General features: G+C 57.4%; 22 protein-coding genes. 4 read left to right on the top strand and 18 right to left on the bottom strand.

What is annotated here, in order from left to right; translation table 11 throughout:
* The first annotated feature begins 464 nt into the window (after nt 1–464).
* Together N805_RS30220 and N805_RS22410 are read left to right on the top strand one after the other, a co-directional pair.
* Nucleotides 465–2,108, top strand: a complete 1,644-nt coding sequence (locus N805_RS30220; RefSeq protein ID WP_230685737.1) for a TnsD family transposase — start codon at nt 465–467, stop codon at nt 2,106–2,108.
* A gap of 137 nt (nt 2,109–2,245) precedes the next feature.
* The gene (locus tag N805_RS22410) at nt 2,246–2,638 is read left to right on the top strand and encodes an antitoxin Xre-like helix-turn-helix domain-containing protein (protein WP_019470295.1); all 393 of its coding nucleotides are present in this window, start codon (nt 2,246–2,248) and stop codon (nt 2,636–2,638) included.
* 36 nt (nt 2,639–2,674) lie between these two features.
* On the opposite strand, the gene N805_RS22405 is transcribed toward N805_RS22410, so the two are convergent.
* Nucleotides 2,675–3,934, bottom strand: coding sequence for an abortive infection family protein (locus N805_RS22405; RefSeq protein WP_019470296.1), 1,260 nt, complete (start codon nt 3,932–3,934; stop codon nt 2,675–2,677).
* A gap of 199 nt (nt 3,935–4,133) precedes the next feature.
* On the opposite strand from N805_RS22405, the gene iteA reads away from it, so the two are divergent.
* Together iteA and iteS are read left to right on the top strand one after the other, a co-directional pair.
* Complete coding sequence (gene iteA, locus N805_RS22400) at nt 4,134–5,312, top strand: anti-phage ATPase IteA (RefSeq protein WP_019470297.1); 1,179 nt, start codon at nt 4,134–4,136, stop codon at nt 5,310–5,312.
* The gene (iteS, locus tag N805_RS22395; RefSeq protein ID WP_019470298.1) at nt 5,263–7,542 is read left to right on the top strand and encodes a S8 family anti-phage peptidase IteS; all 2,280 of its coding nucleotides are present in this window, start codon (nt 5,263–5,265) and stop codon (nt 7,540–7,542) included. Before iteA ends, iteS begins: the two co-directional genes overlap by 50 nt.
* A 17-nt stretch (nt 7,543–7,559) precedes the next feature.
* Here the strand turns inward: iteS and N805_RS22390 are convergent, their stop codons facing one another.
* The 17 genes from N805_RS22390 to mnmG form a co-directional block, all read right to left on the bottom strand.
* Nucleotides 7,560–8,738: a TniQ family protein gene (locus tag N805_RS22390; protein WP_019470299.1), complete on the bottom strand. Its 1,179-nt coding sequence runs from the start codon at nt 8,736–8,738 to the stop codon at nt 7,560–7,562.
* Nucleotides 8,739–8,897: 159 nt separating this feature from the next.
* Nucleotides 8,898–10,733 (bottom strand): glutamine--fructose-6-phosphate transaminase (isomerizing), encoded by a 1,836-nt coding sequence (gene glmS / locus N805_RS22385; RefSeq protein WP_019470300.1) that lies wholly within the window; start codon nt 10,731–10,733, stop codon nt 8,898–8,900.
* Between the two features lie 3 nt (nt 10,734–10,736).
* The gene (locus tag N805_RS22380; protein WP_012274906.1) at nt 10,737–11,513 is read right to left on the bottom strand and encodes a DeoR/GlpR family DNA-binding transcription regulator; all 777 of its coding nucleotides are present in this window, start codon (nt 11,511–11,513) and stop codon (nt 10,737–10,739) included.
* Between the two features lie 189 nt (nt 11,514–11,702).
* A complete protein-coding gene (glmU, locus tag N805_RS22375) occupies nt 11,703–13,070 on the bottom strand; it encodes a bifunctional UDP-N-acetylglucosamine diphosphorylase/glucosamine-1-phosphate N-acetyltransferase GlmU (RefSeq protein ID WP_019470301.1) in 1,368 nt (455 codons plus the stop codon).
* Nucleotides 13,071–13,189: 119 nt separating this feature from the next.
* Entirely contained in the window at nt 13,190–13,609 is a 420-nt protein-coding gene (locus N805_RS22370; protein ID WP_016489909.1) for a F0F1 ATP synthase subunit epsilon, read from the bottom strand.
* Between the two features lie 43 nt (nt 13,610–13,652).
* Nucleotides 13,653–15,029, bottom strand: a complete 1,377-nt coding sequence (gene atpD, locus N805_RS22365; RefSeq protein WP_016502294.1) for a F0F1 ATP synthase subunit beta — start codon at nt 15,027–15,029, stop codon at nt 13,653–13,655.
* Nucleotides 15,030–15,056: 27 nt separating this feature from the next.
* Nucleotides 15,057–15,917, bottom strand: coding sequence for a F0F1 ATP synthase subunit gamma (atpG, locus tag N805_RS22360; RefSeq protein WP_016502295.1), 861 nt, complete (start codon nt 15,915–15,917; stop codon nt 15,057–15,059).
* Between the two features lie 48 nt (nt 15,918–15,965).
* Nucleotides 15,966–17,510: a F0F1 ATP synthase subunit alpha gene (atpA, locus tag N805_RS22355; RefSeq protein WP_012274911.1), complete on the bottom strand. Its 1,545-nt coding sequence runs from the start codon at nt 17,508–17,510 to the stop codon at nt 15,966–15,968.
* Between the two features lie 21 nt (nt 17,511–17,531).
* Entirely contained in the window at nt 17,532–18,068 is a 537-nt protein-coding gene (locus tag N805_RS22350) for a F0F1 ATP synthase subunit delta (RefSeq protein ID WP_003253191.1), read from the bottom strand.
* Nucleotides 18,069–18,080: 12 nt separating this feature from the next.
* Complete coding sequence (locus N805_RS22345; protein ID WP_003253189.1) at nt 18,081–18,551, bottom strand: F0F1 ATP synthase subunit B; 471 nt, start codon at nt 18,549–18,551, stop codon at nt 18,081–18,083.
* Nucleotides 18,552–18,607: 56 nt separating this feature from the next.
* A complete protein-coding gene (gene atpE / locus N805_RS22340) occupies nt 18,608–18,865 on the bottom strand; it encodes a F0F1 ATP synthase subunit C (protein ID WP_003097235.1) in 258 nt (85 codons plus the stop codon).
* Nucleotides 18,866–19,009: 144 nt separating this feature from the next.
* A complete protein-coding gene (atpB, locus tag N805_RS22335) occupies nt 19,010–19,879 on the bottom strand; it encodes a F0F1 ATP synthase subunit A (protein WP_016489912.1) in 870 nt (289 codons plus the stop codon).
* A gap of 16 nt (nt 19,880–19,895) precedes the next feature.
* Nucleotides 19,896–20,303, bottom strand: coding sequence for a F0F1 ATP synthase subunit I (locus N805_RS22330; RefSeq protein WP_008092225.1), 408 nt, complete (start codon nt 20,301–20,303; stop codon nt 19,896–19,898).
* A 148-nt stretch (nt 20,304–20,451) separates the two neighbouring features.
* Nucleotides 20,452–21,324, bottom strand: a complete 873-nt coding sequence (locus tag N805_RS22325) for a ParB/RepB/Spo0J family partition protein (RefSeq protein ID WP_019470302.1) — start codon at nt 21,322–21,324, stop codon at nt 20,452–20,454.
* A gap of 9 nt (nt 21,325–21,333) precedes the next feature.
* Nucleotides 21,334–22,125, bottom strand: a complete 792-nt coding sequence (locus N805_RS22320) for a ParA family protein (protein WP_016489914.1) — start codon at nt 22,123–22,125, stop codon at nt 21,334–21,336.
* 18 nt (nt 22,126–22,143) lie between these two features.
* Nucleotides 22,144–22,794, bottom strand: coding sequence for a 16S rRNA (guanine(527)-N(7))-methyltransferase RsmG (gene rsmG / locus N805_RS22315; RefSeq protein ID WP_019470303.1), 651 nt, complete (start codon nt 22,792–22,794; stop codon nt 22,144–22,146).
* Entirely contained in the window at nt 22,791–24,683 is a 1,893-nt protein-coding gene (gene mnmG, locus N805_RS22310; RefSeq protein ID WP_026034341.1) for a tRNA uridine-5-carboxymethylaminomethyl(34) synthesis enzyme MnmG, read from the bottom strand. The genes rsmG and mnmG overlap by 4 nt, the downstream gene beginning before the upstream one ends.
* Nucleotides 24,684–24,945 lie beyond the last annotated feature (262 nt).

Here is a 24,945-nt window from a genome sequence, read left to right as displayed (position 1 = left end):
CTTGACGTCCCACATGCAAGGGATAGACAATGGAAGGGTCAGGCTTCGAAAACTGACTTATCCACAGAGACCCCAGGTCGCACTGGGGTCTTTGTCTACCTGACTTCTATTAGCACTCTTGGCTAGCTTCTAGATGTCATGTGATCTCCTATCATTCTAAAAGTGGCGGTTTCGTAGATCGCCAGCCCTGATGCTGGCCACTGTGCCGCTTCTGTACAACTGGCAATAGTACCGCTGCATTTTCCCGCCTGACAATAAAAAGTTGGTAGCTGGATTAATTACTTAGTGCAGACTCACCGTCTTTTTGACCTTGCCTAGAGGCAAGCTCGAAGCAGGTCTTAATATATAATTCTGAAAATTATATAATGCACAAATGATTATCAATCCCAATTACGCCTTGCTGAACGCAACACCGCCTACTATGATAATCGGCAAAATTAATGTATTGAGCGATGGTGAAAGCCATGGTGCGATTTTCATTAAACTGGCTCGTAGACGAAACTTTCTTCAGCATCTGCAGCAGGCAGCATGTATACCTCTGCAGCATTGACTCAGCCGCTACTTGTGAGTGGCTATTCGGCACTCATAAAAGATATATTCACGATTTTAATTATAATTTAGGCGCTTTGAATGAAATTACCACTAATTGGGGTACGCCTGAATCCATCATAAACGAGCATACCATTGCTCCTTTTTTCTTTCCCTTTCAATCTCAAGAAAATGTGCTTGCTGCAAAGGAAGCACTATTAAGCCCGAGATTGGGATCACTGAAGTACCGCCTGGGTTTGCTAACAAACCGCTTCGGTGCAGAACACCCCTTAAAAGCGTGCATTGCATGTATGCTCTGCGACCGTATACGTGTCGGCGTGGCCTACTGGCATCTATCTCATCAGTATCCGGGGGTAACAATTTGCCCTGTGCACGGTTTGTATCTCCGAGAAAGCACAAAGAACAGACAGTGGTCAGGCCAATTTGAGTGGTTACTGCCCGAAGAAGAAGATCTCTTGCCTGCCCCTCGAATTGAAACGACAGCCGCGACCCGGAAAGTGCTGGAAGATCTTGTCGAGGCCATCATCGGCTTAGCAAGTTTCGGATGTCAGAGGGTTTTTGATCCAAGCGCTGTCAACGCTGTGTATAGGACAGCGTTGGCTCAGTACGGTGAACGCAGTTCTGGACAGAAGGCAGCCGCCAGTGCGCTCTGGCGCCACATCAATGGGCTTCAGGCCTACCAACCATTCAGTTGCATGCCCAGAAGCCCCGAGGAGGCCGTCATATTTTTGAGTGGGCTTGTGCGAGTCCCACGGGGGCACGTCCACCCCTTGAAGCACCTCACGCTAATCACTTGGCTGTTTGGGTCTCTCGCTGCTTTCATCAAGTTACACGATCAGATAGTCAATTCTTACACGCCATCCAAGAATATTACGTCAGGCTTTGTTAATTCAGTTAAATGTGTCAAAAAGATAAATTCCACCTCCGATAAAATATTGATAGCGGCTAGGCGACCAAAAACTCTAAAAAAAGATATCAGAGCTGCTATCTTACTCAGACTTTCTCAGGGTCAATCAAAACATAGCCTATGTGAGGATTTCGTTATAACTATTTCGACTCTAAATAAATTGATGCGATCAGAGCCATCAGTAGCCAATGCGTGGAAAGAAAAAACCACATCTAACGAAAAGTTGAAACGAAGGTCGATCTGGGAAAATACCGTAAAGAGATTCTCAAAGGAGAGCGCGAAGCAAATTAGATGCCGCCACCCGACAGTCTATGCCTGGCTTTATCGAAACGACAGGGAATGGCTGACCAGTAGACTTGGAGAGCTACCAAACGGGCGAATCGGCAATCACTCTGCCGTTGATTGGAGCAAACGTGATCAGCATTTGCTAGAAGCTCTAAAATCGACTGCTGACTACTTGTTGAAGTCTCATGAGCTTCCATTGAAAAAACAGCAAATTTATTTGGCGCTTCCAAGGCTGGCCAGCGCTCTGCAAAAAAGACAAGCCTACGGGCTGACCCGGTCTTTTCTCCAAGAGATCACCGCGTCAGCTCGAAAAGGCAGTGGGAGTGCTTCGGCTGGTTGCAGCACTGAAGCCGTCCAGCCCTCATGATCCTCCGCATTCATTTCCAGATGGCCTGGACTGGTGAGAAGATGGTCAAGAAGCTTGTGGTGAGGAAACCGGACCTCATGATCAGCTAGTCAAACGGCGGTTTGGACTGTAGATACGCGGTAACGGAGAGATTTCAAATGACGGACGCCAATGCTGAGCTCACTCAAAATCAGTTGGCCGTAGGGTTAAGGGCAGCCCTGCGAATTCTTGATGGATGGAACGCGACCACCGAGCAGGTCGGAAGCATTCTTCGCATATCCACCGCGACCCGCCAGAAGATCTCACGGGATTCCAGCGCCAGCGTACGCCTTGATCTGGATCAGCAGCAGCGAATCAGCTTGGTGCTCAACATTCATGCCGCGTTGCGAACGGTCTTTGAAAATCAAGAAAACGTTCAAGGGTTCCCAAACCTGCAGAATGCCAATGATTTCTTCGAAGGACGTTCTCCCCTGGAGGTGATGGCCCAAGGGGACATGATCTCGCTTTATGAGACCTACAGACGAATTGAACATCTGCAACAGTCGAGCTGAACCTAGCCGGTCAGCCCCTTGGACCACCTACTCAGCTCATGCTTTCTCGGCGTTTTCCGTGTGTTCCCGGTGCCGGTGCGTCTCGGACACAAAGTCGATAAACGCGACGGCCGCTGCAACAGCTAACCGAGCGTGCCTCGGTTGAAGACCACGATACTGGCCGTCCTTTCCGTGTCCTGTCCCGTAAAGGCCCCTTAGCTGTGTCAGATTGCTCGTGATCTGCGTGAGGTTTCGCAGGATCAGTCGAACGTTCTCAGCCCCTTTTGCAGCATCACTTACGCCCTCCGGCACAAGTTGAAGAGCTTTGGTGAGCTTCTTCGTCAAGTCACCCATGTCATCTGACTTGGTGAAGGCGATACCACGCTTGGTGAGAATCGACTTGCAACAGGTCTCCACAAGCTCTTTAGCGGTGCCGATCGCCAACTCCGGGTCGGTATCCACGGCGAGCTCTAGACGTTCGATTTGCTTGGCCATCCAGCCTGCATTCAGTGCATCTGCAACAGCTTTAGCACGGAGTACCGAGCGGCCACCATTATGCTCTAGAGACCGAAACGCAAATCTCGGTCGGCCAGCAATGAGTTCAGCCTGATACAGCTCCCATCCGGCGCCCTTCAGTTGATCATTGAACTGCTCCGCAAGCTTGAGCGCGTCATCTCGATCGGGTCGCACCAAGGGATGGACCATTTCACACAGAAAACGCAGGAAGTGATCGGCACTCCCTTCAGCCAAGCGGAAGCGGCTGTCGCTATAGAGCCAGTCATTTTCCCAATCGTCGTTGTTACAGCGATGCTGCCAGATATCGCCAACAGCATCCTTGTAACGGCTATCCGTGGATGGCATTTCTTCCAGATCGTACAACCGGCTCAAAAATTCCACATCGTTGAGCCGCCCGCTCCAGTCGACATCATCCAGGCGCAGACCATCCAAGATGTTTTGTCGCACCTTTTTAGGCAGTTCTGACTGACTCGACGACCGCCAATCAGCGCGGAACTCCCTGTCTGGGACGATCACTGCAGAGTAGCAATCATTCTCCTGATGCTCGGTAACGGTGCGTAGCTTGGCTGTGATCTGCTCTTCCAGCTGGCTGCGTTTCGCGCCAAGGCGAGCATAGTCAGAAGCAGGCATCTTGAACTGGATGTGCCAGTAGTTGGTGCCTCCATTCCAATTGTCATACCCCGTCTGCTCCGCTGCGGCGGGGTATTTCTGCACGATCTCGGCAGCATCATCCGCACCATCTGCTCGCAAGAGAGTATGCACGGTCGCCAGTAGCGGCTCGATTTGGTCGTTCTGCTCCATACCTGCCTCAAAAAAGCCAATCCCATTGGCATCGCTCGCCGGGCCATAGCCCTAGGGCGCCGCCACCTTACGACAGAAATGCAAATTTCCACAGGTCACTATAGTGAATCAGAAGGACAGTAATACGAAACGATTTTGACCAGATACGCTACACTAACGCCGAAATCCGAAACAGATAACCCTTTGAGCGAATCATCCCGTGGAATACCTCTCAGAAATCTTGAAGATCCTGGACGGAGCTCTCAAGGCGAATGCCAGCATGGCCTCGAATTATGCCGGCCTCCTGGCAGACAAACTGGAGAGTGACGGCGACAAACGACAAGCCCGAATGATCAGAGAGCGCCTTGCAAGGGCTCCTGCAGCGCTAGCCAGTGCCCAGGATGCTGCCCATGGTTTTAGCTTCTCGAACCTGCCTACAGATGGTGAAAGCCATCTGCATACGGTGGACGTAAGCACCCCTTCGCTTGATAAAGGCTCGTTGCTGCTGCCCAGTGCAGTCGAGAATCGAATCCAGGAGTTTCTGGCAAATATCCGCCGATACGACGACCTTGCACGCGTGGGCGCTGCCATGCCGAGCCGCTTGCTGGCATACGGCCCGCCCGGTACAGGAAAAACTAAGCTTGCCCGGTATATTGCCGGGCACCTTGAATTGCCACTGCTAACGGTCCGGTGCGACACGCTTGTGAGCAGTCTGCTGGGACAGACCAGCCGGAACCTCCGTAGGGTGTTCGAATACTCCCAACAGCGCCCCTGTGTACTGTTCCTAGATGAGTTCGATGCCTTAGCGGGGGCTCGGGGGAACGAGCGTGATGTCGGGGAGCTCCAGCGAGTGGTGATTGCACTGCTGCAGAACATAGACGCCATCCCAGAGAGCACCATTCTGGTCGCTGCAACCAATCACGATCAGTTGCTCGACCCAGCCATCTGGCGCCGGTTCAGTTTCCGAATTCCTATGGCTGAGCCTGACCTGGCATTGCGCCGAATGCTGTGGAAACAATACCTGGAGCCGTTCAGCGCCGAGCAGTTGGATCTGGATGTCCTAGCTCAGTTGTCTGACGGAATCACCGGGGCAAACATTGAACAGGTCTGCCTAGATACCAAGCGCGGGGCTGTTTTGTCGAACGCATCCAGCGTCGATGAAAACCAGCTCATCCGACGCCTAGGTTTAAATCTTGCACTTACTGGTGGCCGAGTGCTATCTACTGTCGAGTCAGAAGTTCGGTGGCTTAATGGATGGGCACCAAAGTACTTTTCCCTGAGAACATTGGGAAGGCTGTACGACCTGTCGACTAGGCAAATCACGAAGATCCTCAAGGAGGAGACCAGTAGTGGCCCGCAAGAACACGCCCGCGCAACCGCTGTTGAATGCGAGGGTTGAGAATCCGTTCATACATGTCCCGTTTCAGCCTGTGGATCTCTCGTCAATTGAGGGTGGCGGTGGCGGTGGTGGCAAAGAGCTCGTAGAGGTCAACGCCGCTTACCGTCAGGCACTCTCAAGAACACTCGCAGATGCTTCATCGGCGCTCTCCAGCGAGCAGGTGCTTCATCCCCAGGCTTTGACGCACCTGGTACTCAAGCTGCGGGAAAAGGGAATCGCAAAAACCCACCGCCCCATCTTGGTCGCAGAGGAAGCGCAGCTACAGGCGGCTGGCCATGGTCAGATTGACGAGATGCTCGTTGGGGCCTCTGCCAACAGTCTGGACGTGTTTGATCGTGTGATCCTGCACCGCGACACCAAGAAAATTCGATCCCAACTGAGTGTGATCGAATCCATTGAGCCTTGGGGTCGCCAACGACGAAACCCGGAAGGAAGCCACCGGCTCCTGGAAAATGGTCGTGCCGTTTTGCGACTCTTCCAGTACCAGCAGGGCACATTCAATACGTTCAATTACGATTCGATACTGCAGATTCTGAAATCCCTATCGCTGCCGTTCGTCCAAATCGACCAAGGGCGTGGCCTGCCAATAATTGGCATTCGGGACTTGGACAAAATCCAAGATGATGCCCTTGATCGGATTCTAGACTTCCCCGGCATCCGGTCCATCTACGCAGAAAAGTTTTTCCACCCCAGAACCACGGTCCAAGTGCCTATGGGTGGACCAACAGCCAGTCATGTACAGCCAGCCCAGCAGCCCGTCACGCTTCCGACAGTGGCAGTCTTCGACTCAGGCGTAAGCCCGAACGCCACGCTCATTAAGCACTACGTCCAAACTCAGGACCCCTATGTGCTTTTCCCAGATACCAACTATGAGCACGGCACAGCGGTAGCCTCGCTTGTTGCAGGAGGAGCTCACTTCAACGACAAGCACGCCTGGATTCCAACAACGCCCGCCCTCGTGCATGACGTGTGTGCACTGGAAGCTTCTGGCTCGTACATGTCTGATCTGGAGCTACGTCTTCAATCTGCGGTAAAGAATCGGCCAGATGTGAAAATATGGAACATCTCCCTTGGGGGTGAGCCTTGCGACGATAGCCTATTCAGCGACTTTGCGATGACCCTGGATCAACTTAGTGATAAGTACCAGGTGCTCTTCGTCGTGGCCGCAGGCAACTACACCGACCTCCCACGTCGCGAATGGCAAAAACTCTCGACGCTCGCTGACCGTATTTCGAGTCCAGGGGAGTCGGTTCGTGCTTTGACTGTGGGCTCGATATCCCACATTGATGCTGCAGGCGCGCTCAGCGCTGTTGGCCACCCGGCACCTTACTCGCGTTGTGGTCCTGGCCCAGTCTTCACTCCGAAACCAGACATCACGCATGTGGGCGGAGGTGTACACGCTCCGTGGAACGCCGGCTCCGCTAGCCTCAAAGTCTTGTGGCCCGACAATCAGCTGCGCTTGGGTTTTGGGACGAGTTACGCGGCCCCCCTCGCATCGTGCATGGCAGCCCACGCATGGCAAGCTGTGGCTGGGCGTCCATCGCTGAATCCGTCGCCTTCGTTGGTCAAGGCATTAATGATCCATGCAGCGCAGCTCTCTTCGCCTGATTACGATTCTTACCATCGCCGATATCTAGGTGCAGGCCGGCCTGAGGACGTACTTAAAGCCCTTTACGATTCAGACGACAGTTTCACCCTCGTTTTCCAGGCGAATTTGGTACCGGGCAACATGCGCTGGCGGAAAACCCCTTATCCGATCCCCGATGTTTTGATTGTGGACGGCAAATTTCGGGGCGAAGTGATCATCACGGCGGCATATGCCCCCCCACTGGACCCCAACTCGGGCAGCGAATATGTACGCGCAAACGTTGAGTTGAGCTTCGGTGCGATAACGGGAGATACCATCCAAGGCATGGTTCCAATGGACAGCGATGAAGGCCAGAGCGGATATGAGATCGCTCAAATTTCCGCTGGAGGTAAGTGGTCCCCTGTGAAGGTCCATCGAGCGACCTTCCCCAACGGGACAGCGGTCAAACAATGGGGGCTCCAAGCCAAAGCCCGCCTACGTGCATACGAGCCCGAGCTGACAGAAGCCTTGCCGGTCAACATAATTGTGACTTTGCGATCCCTCGATAGAGACCCACAGGTACGGGCCGCAGGGCTGAAAGCTCTGAGCTTGCGCAACTGGGTTCATACCCCTCTACCTGTTCGGGTACCGATTCGGGTGTAGAACACTAGCTGCCTGCATCAGGCGTCGCAGCGGGTGGAGGCTTGCGACGCCTGTTTTATGATCCCGATAGCTCGCGCGTTTGCTAAACCGATCTTGGGAATGCTGGGCGAAGCGGCGACGTTAGTATTGCGCTGTGATGGTCCTTCATGAATGGACAGCGGGGTGTTGCAGCAGGGATAGTGCTTGGATGTAGGCCAAGGCCAACCTACCTGGACTACCACGTCATCCAACACAATGCGCGGGGTGGACCAAACCCCCAAACCCTGCACGTAGTCTTCTTCTACGAAGTGGACATACTTTGTGTCCTCTATCCGATAGCTGCTCCAGAGCGAATCAGTGCATCGAGCGCTCCCCGCTAGGGTCATTAATTCACGTTCGAAATCGTCATAGCTGTCATAGAGCGCCACGACAGCATGAACGAATACTGCTGTGATGGTCCCAGCTCGACTTTCAAGGCTCGGTGATGGCACATCGGCGAACCTCTCTACAAGATCGCTCATGGTCGAGGCTATCGCCCGCATCTTTGACCTGTCCTCGCCAGTGAGCTGCGGGCTCAAAGCGGTAGCCTTATCCAGCAGCACCTTGGCGGCATGCAAACCAGAGATGATATGGGGCGACCTGCACAATCGCTGGTAGACCTCAGCACGCTTGAGCGCCAATGGGTCGTGGTTAGCAACAACCTCAGCTTCGGCGAGATGCCGGCCGCCGCAAGTGCGCCACATCACATCAAGGTCATGATCCATGCGAGTGAACAACTTACCGCAAAAAGGACAATCCCTAATCAAGACAGCGTTGTGCTTGGGGCACACCGACACCTTTGACGCGCCATAGCGCCTCCAGTATGAAAACCCGTGGATCTTGAGGTCTTCCCTAACGCATTCAGGGCAGAAGGAAGCATCCCATTCACTGAAGTGCTCCCCCTCAGAAAGGTACTGAGTGCCTGAGTAGGCAACATCCCAGTCACTTTTGATGACGTGGAACGCTGCGTTCAGCGTGTGATTGTGAACAAGCCGATTGAACCCATAGCACCCAGGCCAGCCGATGGCTTCTGCGAGCCTTCTCACTTCGGCCGTCTTTATCACATGACGGGTACGCAGGGCTTCGAAGATCTCTGCCTTGGGCTCGGCCCAATAGAGCAGCAGGTTCCTTCTCACGTATGACGGAAGAGTTTCATCAGGCAGAATCGAGAGGGGCATGTGAAAACGCCAGTACAAGGTAGGGAGGGGTCACGCGGGGAGGCTGGTGTACCGCCCGATGAAGGGGAGCGAGCGCTTCCCCTCTACCGGCGACAGTTTTAATTGTTGGGCGACTGCTTTAATTCCACAGAATCACTTTTACCGGCAAACGACGGCCTCTTACTCAACCGTTACCGACTTGGCCAGGTTACGCGGCTGGTCCACGTCGGTGCCCTTCAGCACGGCCACGTAATACGACAGCAGCTGCAGTGGAATGGTGTACAGGATCGGCGCCAGCGCATCGACGATGTGCGGAACCTTGATCACGTGAGTGCCTTCACCATTGGTCATGCCAGCGTGCTCGTCGGCAAACACTACCAACTCGCCACCACGGGCACGCACTTCCTGCAGGTTGGATTTCAGCTTCTCCAGCAGTTCGTTGTTCGGAGCAACGGTAACCACCGGCATATCGTTATCCACCAGTGCCAGCGGGCCGTGCTTCAGCTCGCCTGCCGGGTAGGCTTCGGCGTGGATGTAGGAGATTTCCTTGAGCTTGAGCGCACCTTCCATCGCCACCGGGTACTGTGCACCACGGCCGAGGAACAGGGTGTGGTGCTTGTCGGCGAACAGCTCGGCGATCTTCTCGACCGTAGCGTCCATGGCCAAGGCTTCGCCCAGGCGGGTCGGCAGGCGACGCAGCTCTTCAACCAGCTCGGCTTCGACACCTGCTTCCAAGGTACCGCGCACCTGGCCGAGGGCCAAGGTCAGCAGCATCAGCGAGACCAACTGGGTGGTGAAGGCTTTGGTCGAGGCCACACCGATTTCCGGGCCGGCCAAGGTCAGCAGGGTCAGGTCCGACTCACGCACCAGCGAGCTGATGCCCACGTTGCAGATTGCCAGGCTGCCGAGGAAGCCCAGCTCCTTGGCGTTACGCAGCGCGGCCAGGGTGTCGGCGGTTTCGCCAGACTGCGAGATAGAGACGAACAGGGTATCCGGCTGCACCACAACTTTGCGGTAACGGAATTCGCTGGCGACTTCTACCTGGCACGGGATGCCAGCCAGGCTTTCCAGCCAGTAACGGGCGACCATACCGGCGTGGTAGCTGGTGCCACAGGCAACGATCTGCACGTTGCGCACCTTGGCAAACAGTTCGGCAGCCTGCGGGCCGAAGGCCTGGACCAGTACGTTGTCCTTGCCCAGGCGGCCTTCCAGGGTGCGCTGCACCACGCTTGGCTGCTCGTGGATTTCCTTGAGCATGAAGTGGCGATAGTTACCCTTGTCGGCAGCTTCAGCGCCTTCATGGTACTGCACGGTTTCGCGCTGGACCTTGTGGCCGGCCTGGTCCCAGATGGTGACCTGGTCACGGCGAATTTCGGCAATGTCGCCCTCTTCCAGGTACATGAAGCGATCGGTGACCTGGCGCAGGGCCAACTGGTCGGACGCCAGGAAGTTTTCACCCAGGCCCAAACCGATGACCAGCGGGCTGCCGCTGCGTGCAGCTACCAGGCGGTCAGGCTGCTTGGCGCTGATCAGTGCCAGGCCATAGGCGCCATGCAGGCGCTTCACAGCGGCTTTCAAGGCATCAGCCAGGTCCGGAATGCTCTTCAGGGTGTGGTCGATCAGGTGGACAATAACTTCGGTGTCGGTCTGCGAATTGAAGACGTAGCCCAGGCCTTTGAGCTCTTCACGCAGCTCTTCGTGGTTCTCGATGATGCCGTTGTGCACCACAGCCACTTCATTGCCCGAGAAGTGCGGGTGGGCATTGCCTTCGGTTGGCGCACCGTGGGTGGCCCAACGGGTGTGGGCGATGCCCAGTTGGCCCGCCAGAGGGTCGGCTACGACAGCAGCGTCCAGCTCGCTGACCTTGCCAATGCGGCGGCGGCGCTGCAGTTCACCGCCTTGGGTGAGCACGGCCAGGCCGGCGCTGTCGTACCCGCGGTACTCAAGACGCTTGAGGCCTTCGATCAGGATGGCTGTGATATTACGCTCGGCGACGGCACCAACGATTCCACACATGTTTTATTGCTCCTGGCTGATCGCGGCGCAGATCAGGTTGATGCCGCGGGCTTGAATTTGTTCGCGTGCCGCTGCGGGCAGGCGTTCATCTGTAATAAGGGTGTGCACGCTGCCCCAGGGCAGCTCAAGGTTGGGGATCTTGCGCCCCACCTTGTCCGACTCGACCATCACGATCACTTCACGGGCAACTTCGGCCATGACGCGGCTCAACCCGAGCAGCTCATTGAAGGTGGTGGTACCGCGGCCAAGGTCGATACCGTCGGCACCGATGAACAGCTGGTCGAAGTCGTAGGACCGCAGTACCTGCTCGGCAACCTGCCCCTGGAACGATTCGGAATGGGGGTCCCAGGTGCCACCGGTCATCAGCAGCACTGGCTCGTGTTCCAGGTCGCAAATGGCACGGGCCACGTTCAGCGAATTGGTCATCACCACCAAGCCTGGCTGGCGCCCCAGTTCGGGGATCATCGCGGCGGTGGTGCTGCCGCTGTCGATGATGATGCGCGCATGTTCGCGGATACGCCCCACGGCGGCACGCGCAATGGCCTTTTTATAGGAAGACACAGGCTGGGCGGGTTCACCGAGCAGCTCTTGCGGCACCGGCACCGCACCACCGTAGCGGCGTAGCAACAGGCCGTTGGTTTCAAGGGCGGCGAGGTCTTTGCGAATGGTCACTTCCGACGTCTCGAAACGCTTGGCCAAGGCGTCCACGCTTACCTCGCCCTGCTCGCTGAGCAAAGCCAGGATATTGTGCCGCCGCTGCGGTGTGTTTCGTTTCGACATGAGCGCTTAAGTTTCGTTTCGAAAGATAATGGTTGCAATCAAAACCTAAGTCGCCCGTTTCGTCAAGCAGTTGCTGCCCTGTGGATAGTTTTGTCAGATTTGGCACGGTCCCACGGGATTACCGATCGGCCAATAAAAAAGCCGACCTATTCGCATAGTCGGCTTTCGATTGAAACACCTGTGGATAACTCAGCTCTTCTTGATCTTCTCCGGCCGCTTCCAGCCCGAGATGTTGCGCTGGCGCGCACGGCCCACAGCCAGGTCGCCGGCTTCGACGGCCTGGGTGATGGTCGAACCCGCAGCCGTGGTCGCGCCGGCCTTGATTTCCACAGGCGCCACCAGCGAGTTGTTCGAACCGATGAACACGTCCTCGCCCATCACCGTCTTGAACTTGTTGGCACCATCGTAGTTGCAGGTGATGGTACCGGCGCCGATATTGGTGCGTGCACCGATTTCAGCATCGCCCAGGTAGGTGAGGTGACCGGCCTTGGCGCCTTCACCCAGGTGGGCGTTTTTAAGTTCGACGAAGTTACCCACATGGGCCTTGGCGTCCAGCACGCTGCCCGGGCGCAGGCGAGCGAACGGGCCGGCATCGCTGCCCTCGCCCATCACGGCGCCTTCGAGGTGGCTGTTGGCCTTGACCACCGCGCCTTTGCGCAGGGTGGTGTTCTTGATGACGCAGTTTGGGCCGATCTGCACATCGTCCTCGATGACCACTTTGCCTTCGAGAATCACGTTGATGTCGATCAGCACATCACGACCAACGGTCACTTCACCCCGTACATCGAAGCGCGCCGGGTCGCGCAGCGTCACACCCTGGGCCATCAGGCGGCGGCCTTCACGCAGCTGGTAGTGACGCTCAAGCTCGGACAGCTGACGACGATCGTTGGCGCCCTGAACTTCCATCGGGTCGTGTGGCTGTTCAGTGGCCACCACCAGGCCGTCAGCCACCGCCATGGCGATGACGTCGGTCAGGTAGTACTCGCCCTGGGCGTTGTTGTTCGACAGGCGGCCCATCCAGTCAGCCAGGCGCGCAGCTGGCAGGGCCAGAATACCGGTGTTGCCTTCCTTGATCGCTTTCTGCGCGTCGTTGGCGTCCTTGTGCTCAACGATGGCAGTCACCTGGCCTTGCTCGTCACGCACGATGCGGCCATAGCCGGTCGGGTCGTCGAGCGTAACCGTAAGCAGGCCCAGCTGCTGGTCATTGGCCTTGGCCAACAGACGTTGCAGGGTCTCCACTTCGATCAACGGTACATCGCCGTACAGCACCAGCACGGTGTCGGCGGTGACGGCTGGCAGTGCCTGGGCAACCGCATGGCCGGTACCCAACTGTTTTTCCTGCATGACGAAATTCAGGTCGTCAGCGGCCAGGCGCTCGCGTACCAGCTCGGCACCATGGCCAATGACCACGTGAATACCTTGTGGCTGTAGTTGCCGCGCGCTGTGGATAACATGGCCGAGCATGGAGTTGCCGGCTACCGGGTGCAGCACCTTGGGCAGCGCCGAGCGCATGCGGGTGCCTTGGCCGGCGGCGAGGATAACGATATCGAGTGACATTACTGGCTACCAATCCTGGGCGGTCAGTGAAATGACCGGGGGAGAAATCAGAAAAAGAAAAAGGGTAGCCGAGGCTACCCTTTTACTCAATCGCAACAGAAGTCATCAGCCGGGGCCGATTACTTGCCTTTGCGCATTTGCTGGACGGTACGCAGCTGGGCTGCGGCCTCTGCCAGACGTGCGGCGGCGGCACCGTAGTCGAAGTCCGCGCCTTTCAGATTCAGGGCGTTCTCGGCAGCCTTGAGGGCTTCCTGAGCCTGAGCTTCATCCAGGTCTGCAGCACGTTGCACGGTATCGGCAAGCACCTTGACCATGTTCGGCTGAACCTCGAGGAAACCACCAGAGATGTAGAACACCTCTTGGGCGCCACCCTGCTTGGTCAGCGTAATCGGACCTGGCTTCAGATTGGTGATCAGCGGCGCGTGGCCTGGAGCGATACCAAGATCACCCAGGTTACCGTGCGCAACCACCATCTCGACCAGACCGGAGAAAATTTCTCCTTCCGCGCTGACGATATCGCAATGGACTGTCATAGCCATCTGCTTGCCTCAACCTGATAGCGCCCCTTGCGGGGCGCAGGAATTACAGTTTCTTGGCTTTCTCGATCGCTTCGTCGATGCTGCCGACCATGTAGAACGCTTGTTCTGGCAGGTGGTCGTAGTCACCTTTGAGGATGCCGCTGAAGCCAGCGATGGTGTCTTTCAGGGAAACGTACTTGCCTGGCGAACCGGTGAAGACTTCGGCCACGAAGAACGGCTGCGACAGGAAGCGCTGGATCTTACGAGCGCGGGCTACCAGTTGCTTGTCGGTCTCGGACAGTTCGTCCATACCCAGGATCGCAATGATGTCCTTCAGCTCTTTGTAGCGCTGCAGAACATACTGAACGCCACGAGCGGTGTCGTAGTGCTCGTTGCCGATCACGTTCGGGTCCAGCTGGCGCGAAGTCGAGTCCAGTGGATCGACCGCTGGGTAGATACCCAGGGAGGCGATGTCACGGGACAGAACGACGGTGGCGTCCAAGTGGGCGAAGGTGGTCGCTGGCGACGGGTCGGTCAAGTCGTCCGCAGGTACGTATACGGCCTGGACGGAGGTGATCGAACCTTCCTTGGTGGAGGTGATGCGCTCTTGCAGAACGCCCATCTCTTCAGCCAGGGTCGGCTGGTAACCTACTGCCGAAGGCATACGGCCCAGCAGTGCGGATACTTCGGTACCGGCCAGGGTGTAACGATAGATGTTGTCGACGAACAGCAGAACGTCGTTACCTTCGTCACGGAATTTCTCAGCCATGGTCAGGCCGGTCAGCGCTACGCGCAGACGGTTTCCTGGTGGCTCGTTCATCTGACCGTAGACCAGCGCTACTTTGTCGAGAACGTTGGAGTCCTTCATCTCGTGGTAGAAGTCGTTACCCTCACGAGTACGCTCACCCACACCAGCGAACACGGAGTAACCGCTGTGTTCCATGGCGATGTTACGGATCAGTTCCATCATGTTTACGGTCTTGCCGACACCGGCACCACCGAACAGACCAACTTTACCACCCTTGGCGAACGGGCAAACCAGGTCGATAACCTTGATGCCGGTTTCCAGCAGGTCGTTGCCGCCTGCCTGGTCAGCGAACGAAGGCGCTGGCTGGTGGATACCGCGACGCTCTTCTTCACCGATCGGGCCGGCTTCGTCGATCGGGTTGCCCAGTACGTCCATGATACGGCCCAGGGTGGCCTTACCAACAGGAACGGAAATGGCAGCGCCGGAGTCAACGACTTCCAGACCGCGCTTCAGGCCTTCGGTGGAGCCCATCGCAATGGTACGAACCACGCCGTCGCCCAGCTGCTGCTGAACTTCCAGGGTGGTTTCCGCGCCTTGTACTTTCAGCGCGTTGTATACACTCGGCACGACATCACGTGGGAATTCCACGTCGATGACGGCGCCGATGATTTGAACGATACGTCCGCTACTCATAGCTGGATCCTCTGAATTTTTGAACCGTTAAACCGCGGCAGCGCCGCCGACGATTTCCGAGATCTCCTGGGTGATCGCAGCCTGACGCGCCTTGTTGTAGATCAACTGAAGCTCTTTGATCAAATCACCGGCGTTGTCTGTGGCGTTCTTCATGGCGATCATCCGGGCCGCTTGTTCAGCAGCGTTGTTCTCGACCACCGCCTGGTATACCTGCGACTCCACGTAACGCACCATCAAGCCGTCCAGCAGCTCTTTTGCGTCGGGTTCGTACAGGTAATCCCAGTGATGCTTGAGATCCTGATCCGGGGTTGCCACCAACGGTACCAATTGCTCGACCGTTGGCTTCTGGGTCATGGTGTTGATGAACTTGTTCGAAACCACGGAGAGGCGATCGATACGGCCGTCCAGGTAGGCGTCCAGCATCACTTTGACGGAGCCGATCAGATCGTTGATCGATGGCTCTTCGCCCAAGTGGCTGATCGCTGCTACGACGTTGCCGCCAAAGATGCGGAAGAAAGTCGCACCCTTGCTGCCGATCACGCACAGGTCGATTTCCACGCCCTGTTCGCGGTTTGCGCTCATGTCCTTGACCAGGGCCTTGAACAGGTTGGTATTCAAGCCACCGCACAGACCACGGTCACTGCTCACCACGATATAACCGGCGCGCTTTACAGGGCGCTCGATCATGAACGGGTGGCGGTATTCCGGGTTGGCGTTGGCCAGATGACCGATCACCTGGCGGATACGCTCCGCGTAAGGACGGCTAGCAGCCATGCGCATTTGTGCCCTGCGCATCTTGCTGACCGCCACTTTCTCCATGGCGCTGGTAATTTTTTGCGTGCTTTTGATGCTCGCAATCTTACTGCGAATCTCTTTTGCGCCTGCCATGTATCACCTATCAGGTTAGCAAGCGGGGGCCAGGGCCCCCGCTGCGGCTTACCAGGTCTGGGTGGCCTTGAACTTCTCGATACCGGCTTTCAGGCCTGCGTCGATTTCGTCGTTGAAGTCACCCTTCACGTTGATCTTCGCCATCAGTTCAGCGTGATCACGGTTGAAGAAGGCGATCAGTGCTTGCTCGAAGCTGCCGATCTTGGAGACTTCTACGTCGGTCAGGAAGCCACGCTCAGCGGCGTACAGCGACAGAGCCATGTCCGCGATGGACATCGGCGCGTACTGCTTCTGCTTCATCAGCTCGGTAACGCGCTGACCATGCTCCAGCTGCTTGCGGGTCGCTTCGTCCAGATCGGACGCGAACTGCGCGAATGCAGCCAGTTCACGGTACTGAGCCAGCGCGGTACGAATACCACCGGACAGCTTCTTGATGATCTTGGTCTGAGCGGCACCACCTACGCGGGATACCGAAACACCGGCGTTCACTGCAGGGCGGATGCCCGAGTTGAACATGGCCGATTCCAGGAAGATCTGACCGTCGGTGATGGAAATCACGTTGGTCGGAACGAACGCGGAAACGTCGCCAGCCTGGGTTTCGATGATCGGCAGAGCGGTCAGGGAACCGGTTTTGCCAGTGACAGCACCGTTGGTGAACTTCTCGACGTACTCTTCCGAAACGCGCGATGCACGCTCCAGCAGACGGGAGTGGAGATAGAACACGTCGCCTGGGTACGCTTCACGTCCTGGTGGACGGCGCAGCAGCAGGGAGATCTGACGGTAGGCAACGGCCTGCTTGGACAGGTCATCGTAAACGATCAGAGCGTCTTCACCGCGGTCACGGAAGAACTCGCCCATGGTGCAACCGGCGTATGGCGCCAGGAATTGCAGTGCGGCGGATTCCGATGCACTGGCAACCACCACGATGGTGTTGGCCAGGGCGCCGTTTTCTTCCAGCTTGCGAACGATGTTGGCAACGGTGGAACGCTTCTGGCCGACAGCTACATAAACACAGAAAATACCGGAGTCTTTCTGGTTGATGATGGCGTCGATGGCCATGGCGGTCTTGCCGATCTGACGGTCGCCAATGATCAGCTCACGCTGGCCACGGCCGACAGGGATCATGGCGTCGACGGATTTGTAGCCAGTCTGTACAGGCTGGTCTACCGACTTACGCCAGATCACGCCTGGAGCAACTTTTTCGACCGCGTCGGTCTGGGTGTTGCCCAGAGGACCTTTGCCGTCGATCGGGTTGCCCAGTGCGTCGACGACGCGACCCAGCAGTTCCTTACCAACCGGAACTTCCAGGATGCGGCCGGTGCACTTGGCGCTCATGCCTTCGGCGAGGGTGTCGTAGGCACCCAGGATCACTGCACCTACGGAGTCTTGCTCCAGGTTCAGTGCCATGCCGTAGACGCCGCCCGGGAACTCGATCATTTCGCCGTACATGACGTCGGCCAGACCGTGGATCCGCACGATACCGTCGGAAACCGAAACGACGGTACCTTCGTTACGGGCTTGGGAGCTCACATCGAGGTTGTCGATGCGGCCCTTGATGATTTCACTAATTTCGGAAGGATTGAGTTGCTGCATTGCTCTGCTGCCCCTTCAAACTCAAGATTTCAATGCTTCGGCCAGTTTCGCGATTTTGCCGCGAACAGAGCCATCGATTACCAGGTCACCAGCGCGGATGACGACGCCGCCAATCAGGCTGGCATCCTCCGACGCGTGCAGGCGCACTTCCTGGCCTAACCGTGCACTGAGAACCTTGGCGAGTTTGTCTTGCTGTTCTTGGTTCAACGCGAAGGCACTGGTGACTTCCACGTCCACGGATTTCTCTTGCTCGGCCTTGTACAGGTCGAACAGAGCGGCAATCTCCGGCAGAAGCAGGAGACGGTCGTTTTCCGCGGCAACATGAATGAAATTCTGTGCCTGTGCATTGAACTTGTCACCGCACACGTCAATGAACGTGGCGGCCTTTTCTGCGCTCGTCAGTCGCGGGGCCTTGAGCAGGCGCTGCATGGTGTCGTCTTGCGACACCGCAGCAGCCAGGCCGAGCATGGCTGACCAATTGGCCAGTTGCTGATGGGCCTGGGCATGCTCAAAGGCAGCCTTAGCGTAAGGTCGGGCCAACGTGGTCAGTTCTGCCATGATCGCCCTCGCTTAAATTTCAGCGGCCAGTTTGTTAACCAGCTCCGCATGCGCGTTTTGATCGATTGTGGCGCCAAGGATCTTTTCAGCACCGCCAACAGCCAGAGCACCCACTTGGGCACGCAGGGCGTCTTTAGCGCTGTTCAGTTCCTGTTCGATCTCGGCCAGAGCCTGAGCCTTCACACGGTCAGCTTCGACGCGGGCCTGTTCACGGGCTTCCTCGACAAGCTGAGCAGCGCGTTTCTTGCTTTGCTCAATGATTTCGGCTGCCTGTGCTTTAGCTTCACGCAGTTGCTGACCCGCTTTCTCTTGGGCCAGCTCCAGGTCGCGAGCTGCGCGGTTGGCAGCGTCCAAGCCGTCGGCAATCTTCTTTTGGCGCTCTTGCAGGGCAGTGATGACCGGAGGCCATACATACTTCATGCAGAAGAGTACAAAAATCAGGAAAGCAACGGATTGGCCAATCAGGGTTGCATTAATGTTCACGCCAACACCTCGCTCGGTCTTAATTCATACAGCCATCAACTCGTGGTGACGAGTGATTAGCCGGCGATCTGACCAACGAACGGATTCGCGAAGGTGAAGAACAGAGCGATACCAACACCGATCATGGTTACGGCGTCGAGCAGACCGGCAACGATGAACATTTTAACCTGCAGCATCGGAACCATTTCTGGTTGACGAGCAGCGCCTTCCAGGAATTTGCCGCCCAGCAGGCCGAAACCAATGGCGGTACCCAGAGCACCCAGGCCGATCAGCAGAGCAACAGCGATAGCGGTCAGACCAACTACAGTTTCCATCTTTCCTCCCGACTTTTACGTCGTATTGGTTAGGTTTTTAGTTTGAAGCGGTAAAACAAATCGTTTGGTACAGCATGCCCTTGCGGACTTTTTAAGCCCTCCCCCCGAACGGGCGGGGAAGGCTATCAGACACGCCAGGCGGTCTTAATGGTTATCTTCGTGCGCCATCGACAGGTAGACGATGGTCAGCATCATGAAGATGAAAGCTTGCAGGGTGATGATCAGGATGTGGAACACAGCCCACGCCCATTGCAGCACCACACCCAGGCCGCTGAGCCACAGCAGGCCGGAGCCGAACATGACAGCGATCAGGATGAACACCAGTTCGCCGGCATACATGTTGCCGAACAGACGCAGTGCCAGCGAGATCGGCTTGGCGATCAGGGTGACGAATTCCAGCAGGAAGTTGACCGGAATCAGCAGGATCTGCACGAAGATGTTCTTGCTGCCGAACGGGTGCAGGGTCAGCTCACCGATGAAGCCACCCAGGCCCTTGACCTTGATGCTGTAGAAGATGATCAGGGCGAACACGCTGAAGGCCATGGCCAGGGTCGCGTTCGGGTCGGTGGTCGACACGGCGCGGAACGGAATGTGCGGATCACCGGAGATCAGGATGGCCAGCTGAGGAATCCAGTCGACCGGTACAAGGTCGACGGCGTTCATCAGGAATACCCAGACGAAGATGGTCAGCGCCAGCGGTGCGATTACCGGGCTACGGCCGTGGAAGGAGTCCTTCACGCTGCCGTTGACGAAATCGACCATCACTTCCACGAAGTTCTGCAGACCGCCAGGCTGGCCGGAAGTCGCCTTCTTTGCCGCCATGCGGAAAATGAACAGGAAGATCAGACCCAGCGCGACGGACCAACCCAGGGTGTCCAGGTGGAACGCCCAGAAGCCCATTGCCTTGGCTTCTGCAGCCGAATGGGCAAAGCCCCAGCTGCCGTCTGGTAGTTGACCGTAGGTCAGGTTCTGCAAGTGGTGCTGGATATAGCCCGAAGCGGTTTCTGCTGCCATGGTTGCCTCAAACGCCCTAAGGTCTCGAAAGTCTTTTATTCATCAGCAGGGGCGCGAACCAGCTGACCAAAAGGGTCAACACGAAGACGCCGAATACTGCTAACGGCGCCAGTGGCTTCACTCCTGCGAAGGTCAGTGCAAAAAGCACTGCCGTCAAAATCATCTTGCCTGCCTCGCCAGCGTAAAACGACTTGACGATGGCTTGTGCTGCCCGAGCTCCGCTGAAGCGAAAAGCCTTCCAGGCGAAATACACATTGGGCAGCCACGCAATCAAACCTCCGCAAAGGCCTGAATATCCACTGACCGCCCCTTTCCACTGCCACAACACCAGGGTTGCCAGCAGCAGTACGACGAATTGAGCCAGCAGTACCGGAAAAACCGCCCAGCGATGGAAAGGCAGGCGGTTTGGCGTGCGGATTTCCATCACAACTGCTCCTCGGAAGTCGACCAACAAGTCAGCTATGACTTGGCATAATTTGTGCCGACAAAATGCGCGCAGAGTATAGGGGTGGATTAACCCCTATTCAACTCTTCGTAGTGATTTCCGACTGCGCGCTACAACAGGAATTGTTTCAGCGGATGTGAGCAAGCACGCCTTGCAACTCGTCAAGCGAGTTGTAACGAATAACCAACTGACCTTTGCCCTTGTTGCCATGACGGATCTGAACGGCCGAGCCCAGGCGCTCTGCGAGCCGCTGTTCAAGGCGTGCGATATCCGGATCAGGTTTGCTCGGTTCGACCGGATCAGGCTTGTCACTGAGCCACTGGCGAACCAGTGCCTCGGTCTGGCGCACGGTGAGACCACGTGCGACAACATGACGCGCCCCCTCCTCCTGACGGTTCTCGTCCAGACCGAGCAATGCGCGTGCGTGACCCATCTCCAGGTCACCGTGGGCGAGCATGGTCTTGATCGCCTCAGGCAAGGTGATCAGGCGCAGCAGGTTGGCCACGGTTACCCGCGACTTGCCCACGGCATCAGCCACCTGTTGCTGGGTGAGCTCGAACTCCTGCTGCAGACGCTGCAGGGCCATGGCCTCTTCCAGCGGGTTGAGGTCTTCGCGCTGGATGTTCTCGATCAGCGCCATGGCAATGGCGGCTTCATCGGGCACTTCGCGGACCATGGCCGGGATCGTGTCCAGGCCGGCCTGCTGGGTCGCGCGCCAGCGGCGCTCACCGGCGATGATCTCGTAGCGGTTTTCGCCAATCGGGCGGACCACGATCGGTTGCATCACGCCATGGCTGCGAATCGAGTGCGCGAGCTCTTCCAGCGCCTCCGGGTCCATGTCCCGGCGCGGCTGGTACTTGCCACGCTGGATCAGCTCGACCGGCAGGTGTTGCAGTTCTTTCTGGTCGATCTTCACAGCCTGCTCTTCGAGCGCGCTGACGGAAGGACCACTGAGCAGTGCATCCAACCCACGTCCGAGACCCCGTTTCTTGACGGCCATACGGATTCCTTAAGTTGTTTGTGCAGTGCGTGATTGACGGCGTTGACGGCGAACCAGTTCCCCAGCCAGGGCCAGATAGGCCAGCGCGCCGCGCGATTGCTTGTCGTAAGCCAGGGCCGGCATGCCGAAGCTAGGGGCCTCGGCCAGGCGAATATTGCGCGGAATGACCGTGTCGTACAGCTGCGGGCCAAAGTGCTCCTTCAGCTGCGCCGAAACATCGTTGTTCAGGCTCAGGCGAGGATCGTACATGGTCCGCAGCAGGCCCTCGATCTTCAGCTCCGGATTCAACCGGGCGGCGATGCGCTTGATGTTATCCACAAGGTCGCTGAGACCTTCGAGTGCGTAGTACTCGCACTGCATGGGGATGATCACGCCATCGGAAGCGACCAGGGCGTTGAGCGTGAGCATCGACAGCGACGGCGGGCAGTCGATGAGGATGAAGTCGTAGTTCTCGCGGATTGGCGCCAGGGCGTTGCGCAGACGGCTCTCCTTGACCTGCATTTCCAGCAGCACCACCTCGGCGGCGGTCAGGTCGCGGTTGGCCGGCAGCAACTGGAACCCACCATGCTCGGAGTAATGCATGGCCTGGGCCAGGTCGCATTCCCCGATCAGCAGGTCGTAGACCGAGTGCTCGAGCTCGTGCTTGTCCACACCGCTGCCCATGGTGGCGTTGCCCTGCGGATCGAGGTCGATCAGCAGCACACGACGCTTGGTCGCGGCCAGCGAGGCGGCGAGATTGATACAGGTGGTGGTCTTGCCTACACCACCTTTCTGGTTCGCGATTGCGAATACCTTAGCCATTGATGCGCGTGTTCCCAGTCATGCCTTGCGGCGCAGTATCAGCAGATGGCGCTGGCCCTGGCAACCCGGAACGGTCAGGGCCTGTTCGCTTTCTACTGTGAAGTCTGCGGGCAATGCTACCAGTTCATCGGCAGGATGCAGCCCCTTCATTGCAAGCCATTGCGTCCCGGTGTCGCCCAGATGGCGGGTCCAGTTGGTGAAGTTCTCCATGCTGCTGAAGGCGCGGGAGATGATTCCGTCGAACGGCTGAGCCGGCTGGAAGGCTTCGACCCTGCTGTGGATAACCGTGAGGTTGTCCAGTTTGAGCTCCATTTTCACCTGGGTCAGGAAGCGGGTCTTCTTGCCGTTGGCGTCCAGCACCGTCACGCGCTTGTGCGGATGCAGGATAGCCAAAGGAATACCCGGCATGCCACCGCCGCTGCCCACATCCAGCCAGTTGTCACGCTCGCTGTGGATAAACGACATGACGCTCAGGCTGTCGAGCAGATGGCGCGACACCATCTCGTCCGGGTCGCGCACCGCCGTAAGGTTGTAGGCTTTGTTCCATTTGATCAACAGGGCCAGGTAGCCAAGCAGTTTCTCGTGATGCTCGGCGCTCAGCTCGACACCGAGCTGGCGCGCGCCTGTGGACAACTCTTCAGCGTGTTGCGGGGTGACCAGGGAACTCAAGCGCTTTGCTCCAATTCGCGGCCAGCGCCGCGTTTTTTCAAGTAAATCAGCAACAGGGAAATCGCCGCCGGGGTCACGCCGGGAATGCGCGAAGCCTGGCCCAGGGTTTCCGGCCGGGTCTGACCCAGCTTGCCCTGAATCTCCTTGGACAAGCCAGAAATCGTCGAGTAATCGATATCCACAGGCAGGCGGGTGTCTTCACTGGCGCGCAAGCGAGCGATTTCATCCTGCTGGCGGTCGATGTAGCCCGCGTACTTGGTGCGGATCTCGACCTGCTCGGCGACCTGTGGATCGATCGCTTCACCGCCAGTCGCCTCGATCAGCCCGGCGTAGTCGATTTCCGGGCGCGCCAGCAGGTTGAGCAGGCTGTACTCGTGGCTGAGCGGCGTGCCGAACTTATCCACAATCGCCTGGCCTTGCTCGGTGTTCGGCCGAACCCAGGTCGACTTCAGGCGCTGTTCCTCACGCTCGATGCCGTCACGCTTGGCGCAGAAGGCGGCCCAGCGCTGGTCGTCGATCAGGCCCAGTTCACGGCCTTTCTCGGTCAGACGCAGGTCGGCGTTGTCTTCGCGCAGGATCAGGCGGTACTCGGCACGCGAGGTGAACATGCGGTACGGCTCCTGGGTACCCAGGGTAATCAGGTCGTCGACCAGCACGCCGATGTACGCCTCGTCGCGGCGCGGGCACCAGCTGTCGCGGCCCTGTGCGCGCAATGCGGCGTTGGTCCCGGCCAGCAGGCCCTGGGCACCGGCTTCTTCGTAACCGGTGGTGCCGTTGATCTGCCCGGCGAAGAACAGGCCACCGATGACTTTGGTCTCGAGGCTGTACTTGAGGTCACGCGGGTCGAAGTAGTCGTACTCGATGGCGTAGCCCGGGCGGACGATGTGGGCGTTTTCCATGCCGCGGATCGAACGCACCAGCTCCAGCTGCACGTCGAACGGCAGCGAAGTGGAGATACCGTTGGGGTACAGCTCGTGGGTGTTCAGGCCTTCCGGCTCGATGAACACCTGGTGGCTTTCCTTGTCGGCGAAGCGGTGGATCTTGTCTTCGATCGATGGGCAGTAGCGCGGGCCGACACCTTCGATCACACCCGAGTACATCGGCGAACGATCGAGGTTCGAGGCGATGATTTCGTGGGTACGCGCATTGGTATGGGTAATCCAGCAGCTCACCTGCCGTGGGTGCATTTCGGCATTGCCCATGAAGGACATGACCGGGATCGGCGTATCACCTGGCTGCTCGGTCATCACCGAGAAATCCACAGAGCGCCCATCGATGCGTGGCGGAGTGCCGGTTTTCAGGCGGCCGACGCGCAGCGGCAGTTCACGCATGCGGTGGGCCAGGGCGATCGAGGGTGGATCACCGGCGCGACCACCGGAATGGTTTTGCAGGCCAATGTGGATAAGCCCGCCCAGGAAGGTACCGGTAGTCAGTACTACGGATTCTGCGAAGAAACGCAAACCCATCTGGGTAACTACGCCCTTGACCTGGTCCTGCTCGACGATCAGGTCGTCGCAGGACTGCTGGAATATCCACAGGTTCGGCTGGTTTTCCAGGATTTCACGCACCACCGCCTTGTAGATGGCGCGGTCGGCCTGTGCACGGGTGGCGCGTACCGCCGGGCCCTTGCGGTTGTTCAGAACGCGGAACTGGATGCCGCTCTTGTCGGTGGCCAGCGCCATGGCGCCGCCGAGGGCATCGATCTCTTTGACCAGATGGCTTTTGCCAATACCGCCGATGGCGGGGTTGCAGCTCATGTGACCGAGGGTTTCCACGTTATGGGTCAACAGCAGGGTTTTCACACCCATGCGTGCAGACGCAAGCGCAGCCTCGGTACCGGCATGGCCGCCGCCGATGACGATCACTTCAAAACGGGAAGGGAAATCCACCACGCACCTCGTGCCTGTTTTTGCGAATAGAGAAGGTAAGCCGACAAGTATAGGGACTTCACCCCCTTTAAAGAAACCGTCTGAGCAAATTTTGACCAGTCTGTGGATGAGTGGCAGACAACAGAAATCAACAAGAAGAAATTTATAAAAGCTTTGTTTTTATGTTTATTCTTATGCACAACGATATCTGTGGATAAAGCTTTGTAGGCCATGATTTGCGCTGTGTAGAGAGAAATTAAACCCTGTGTCTGGAGTGCCATGA

The sequence above is a fragment of the Pseudomonas putida S13.1.2 genome (assembly GCF_000498395.2).
GTDB lineage: Bacteria > Pseudomonadota > Gammaproteobacteria > Pseudomonadales > Pseudomonadaceae > Aquipseudomonas > Aquipseudomonas putida_Q.
This window is presented reverse-complemented; position numbering and strand designations above follow the sequence as displayed.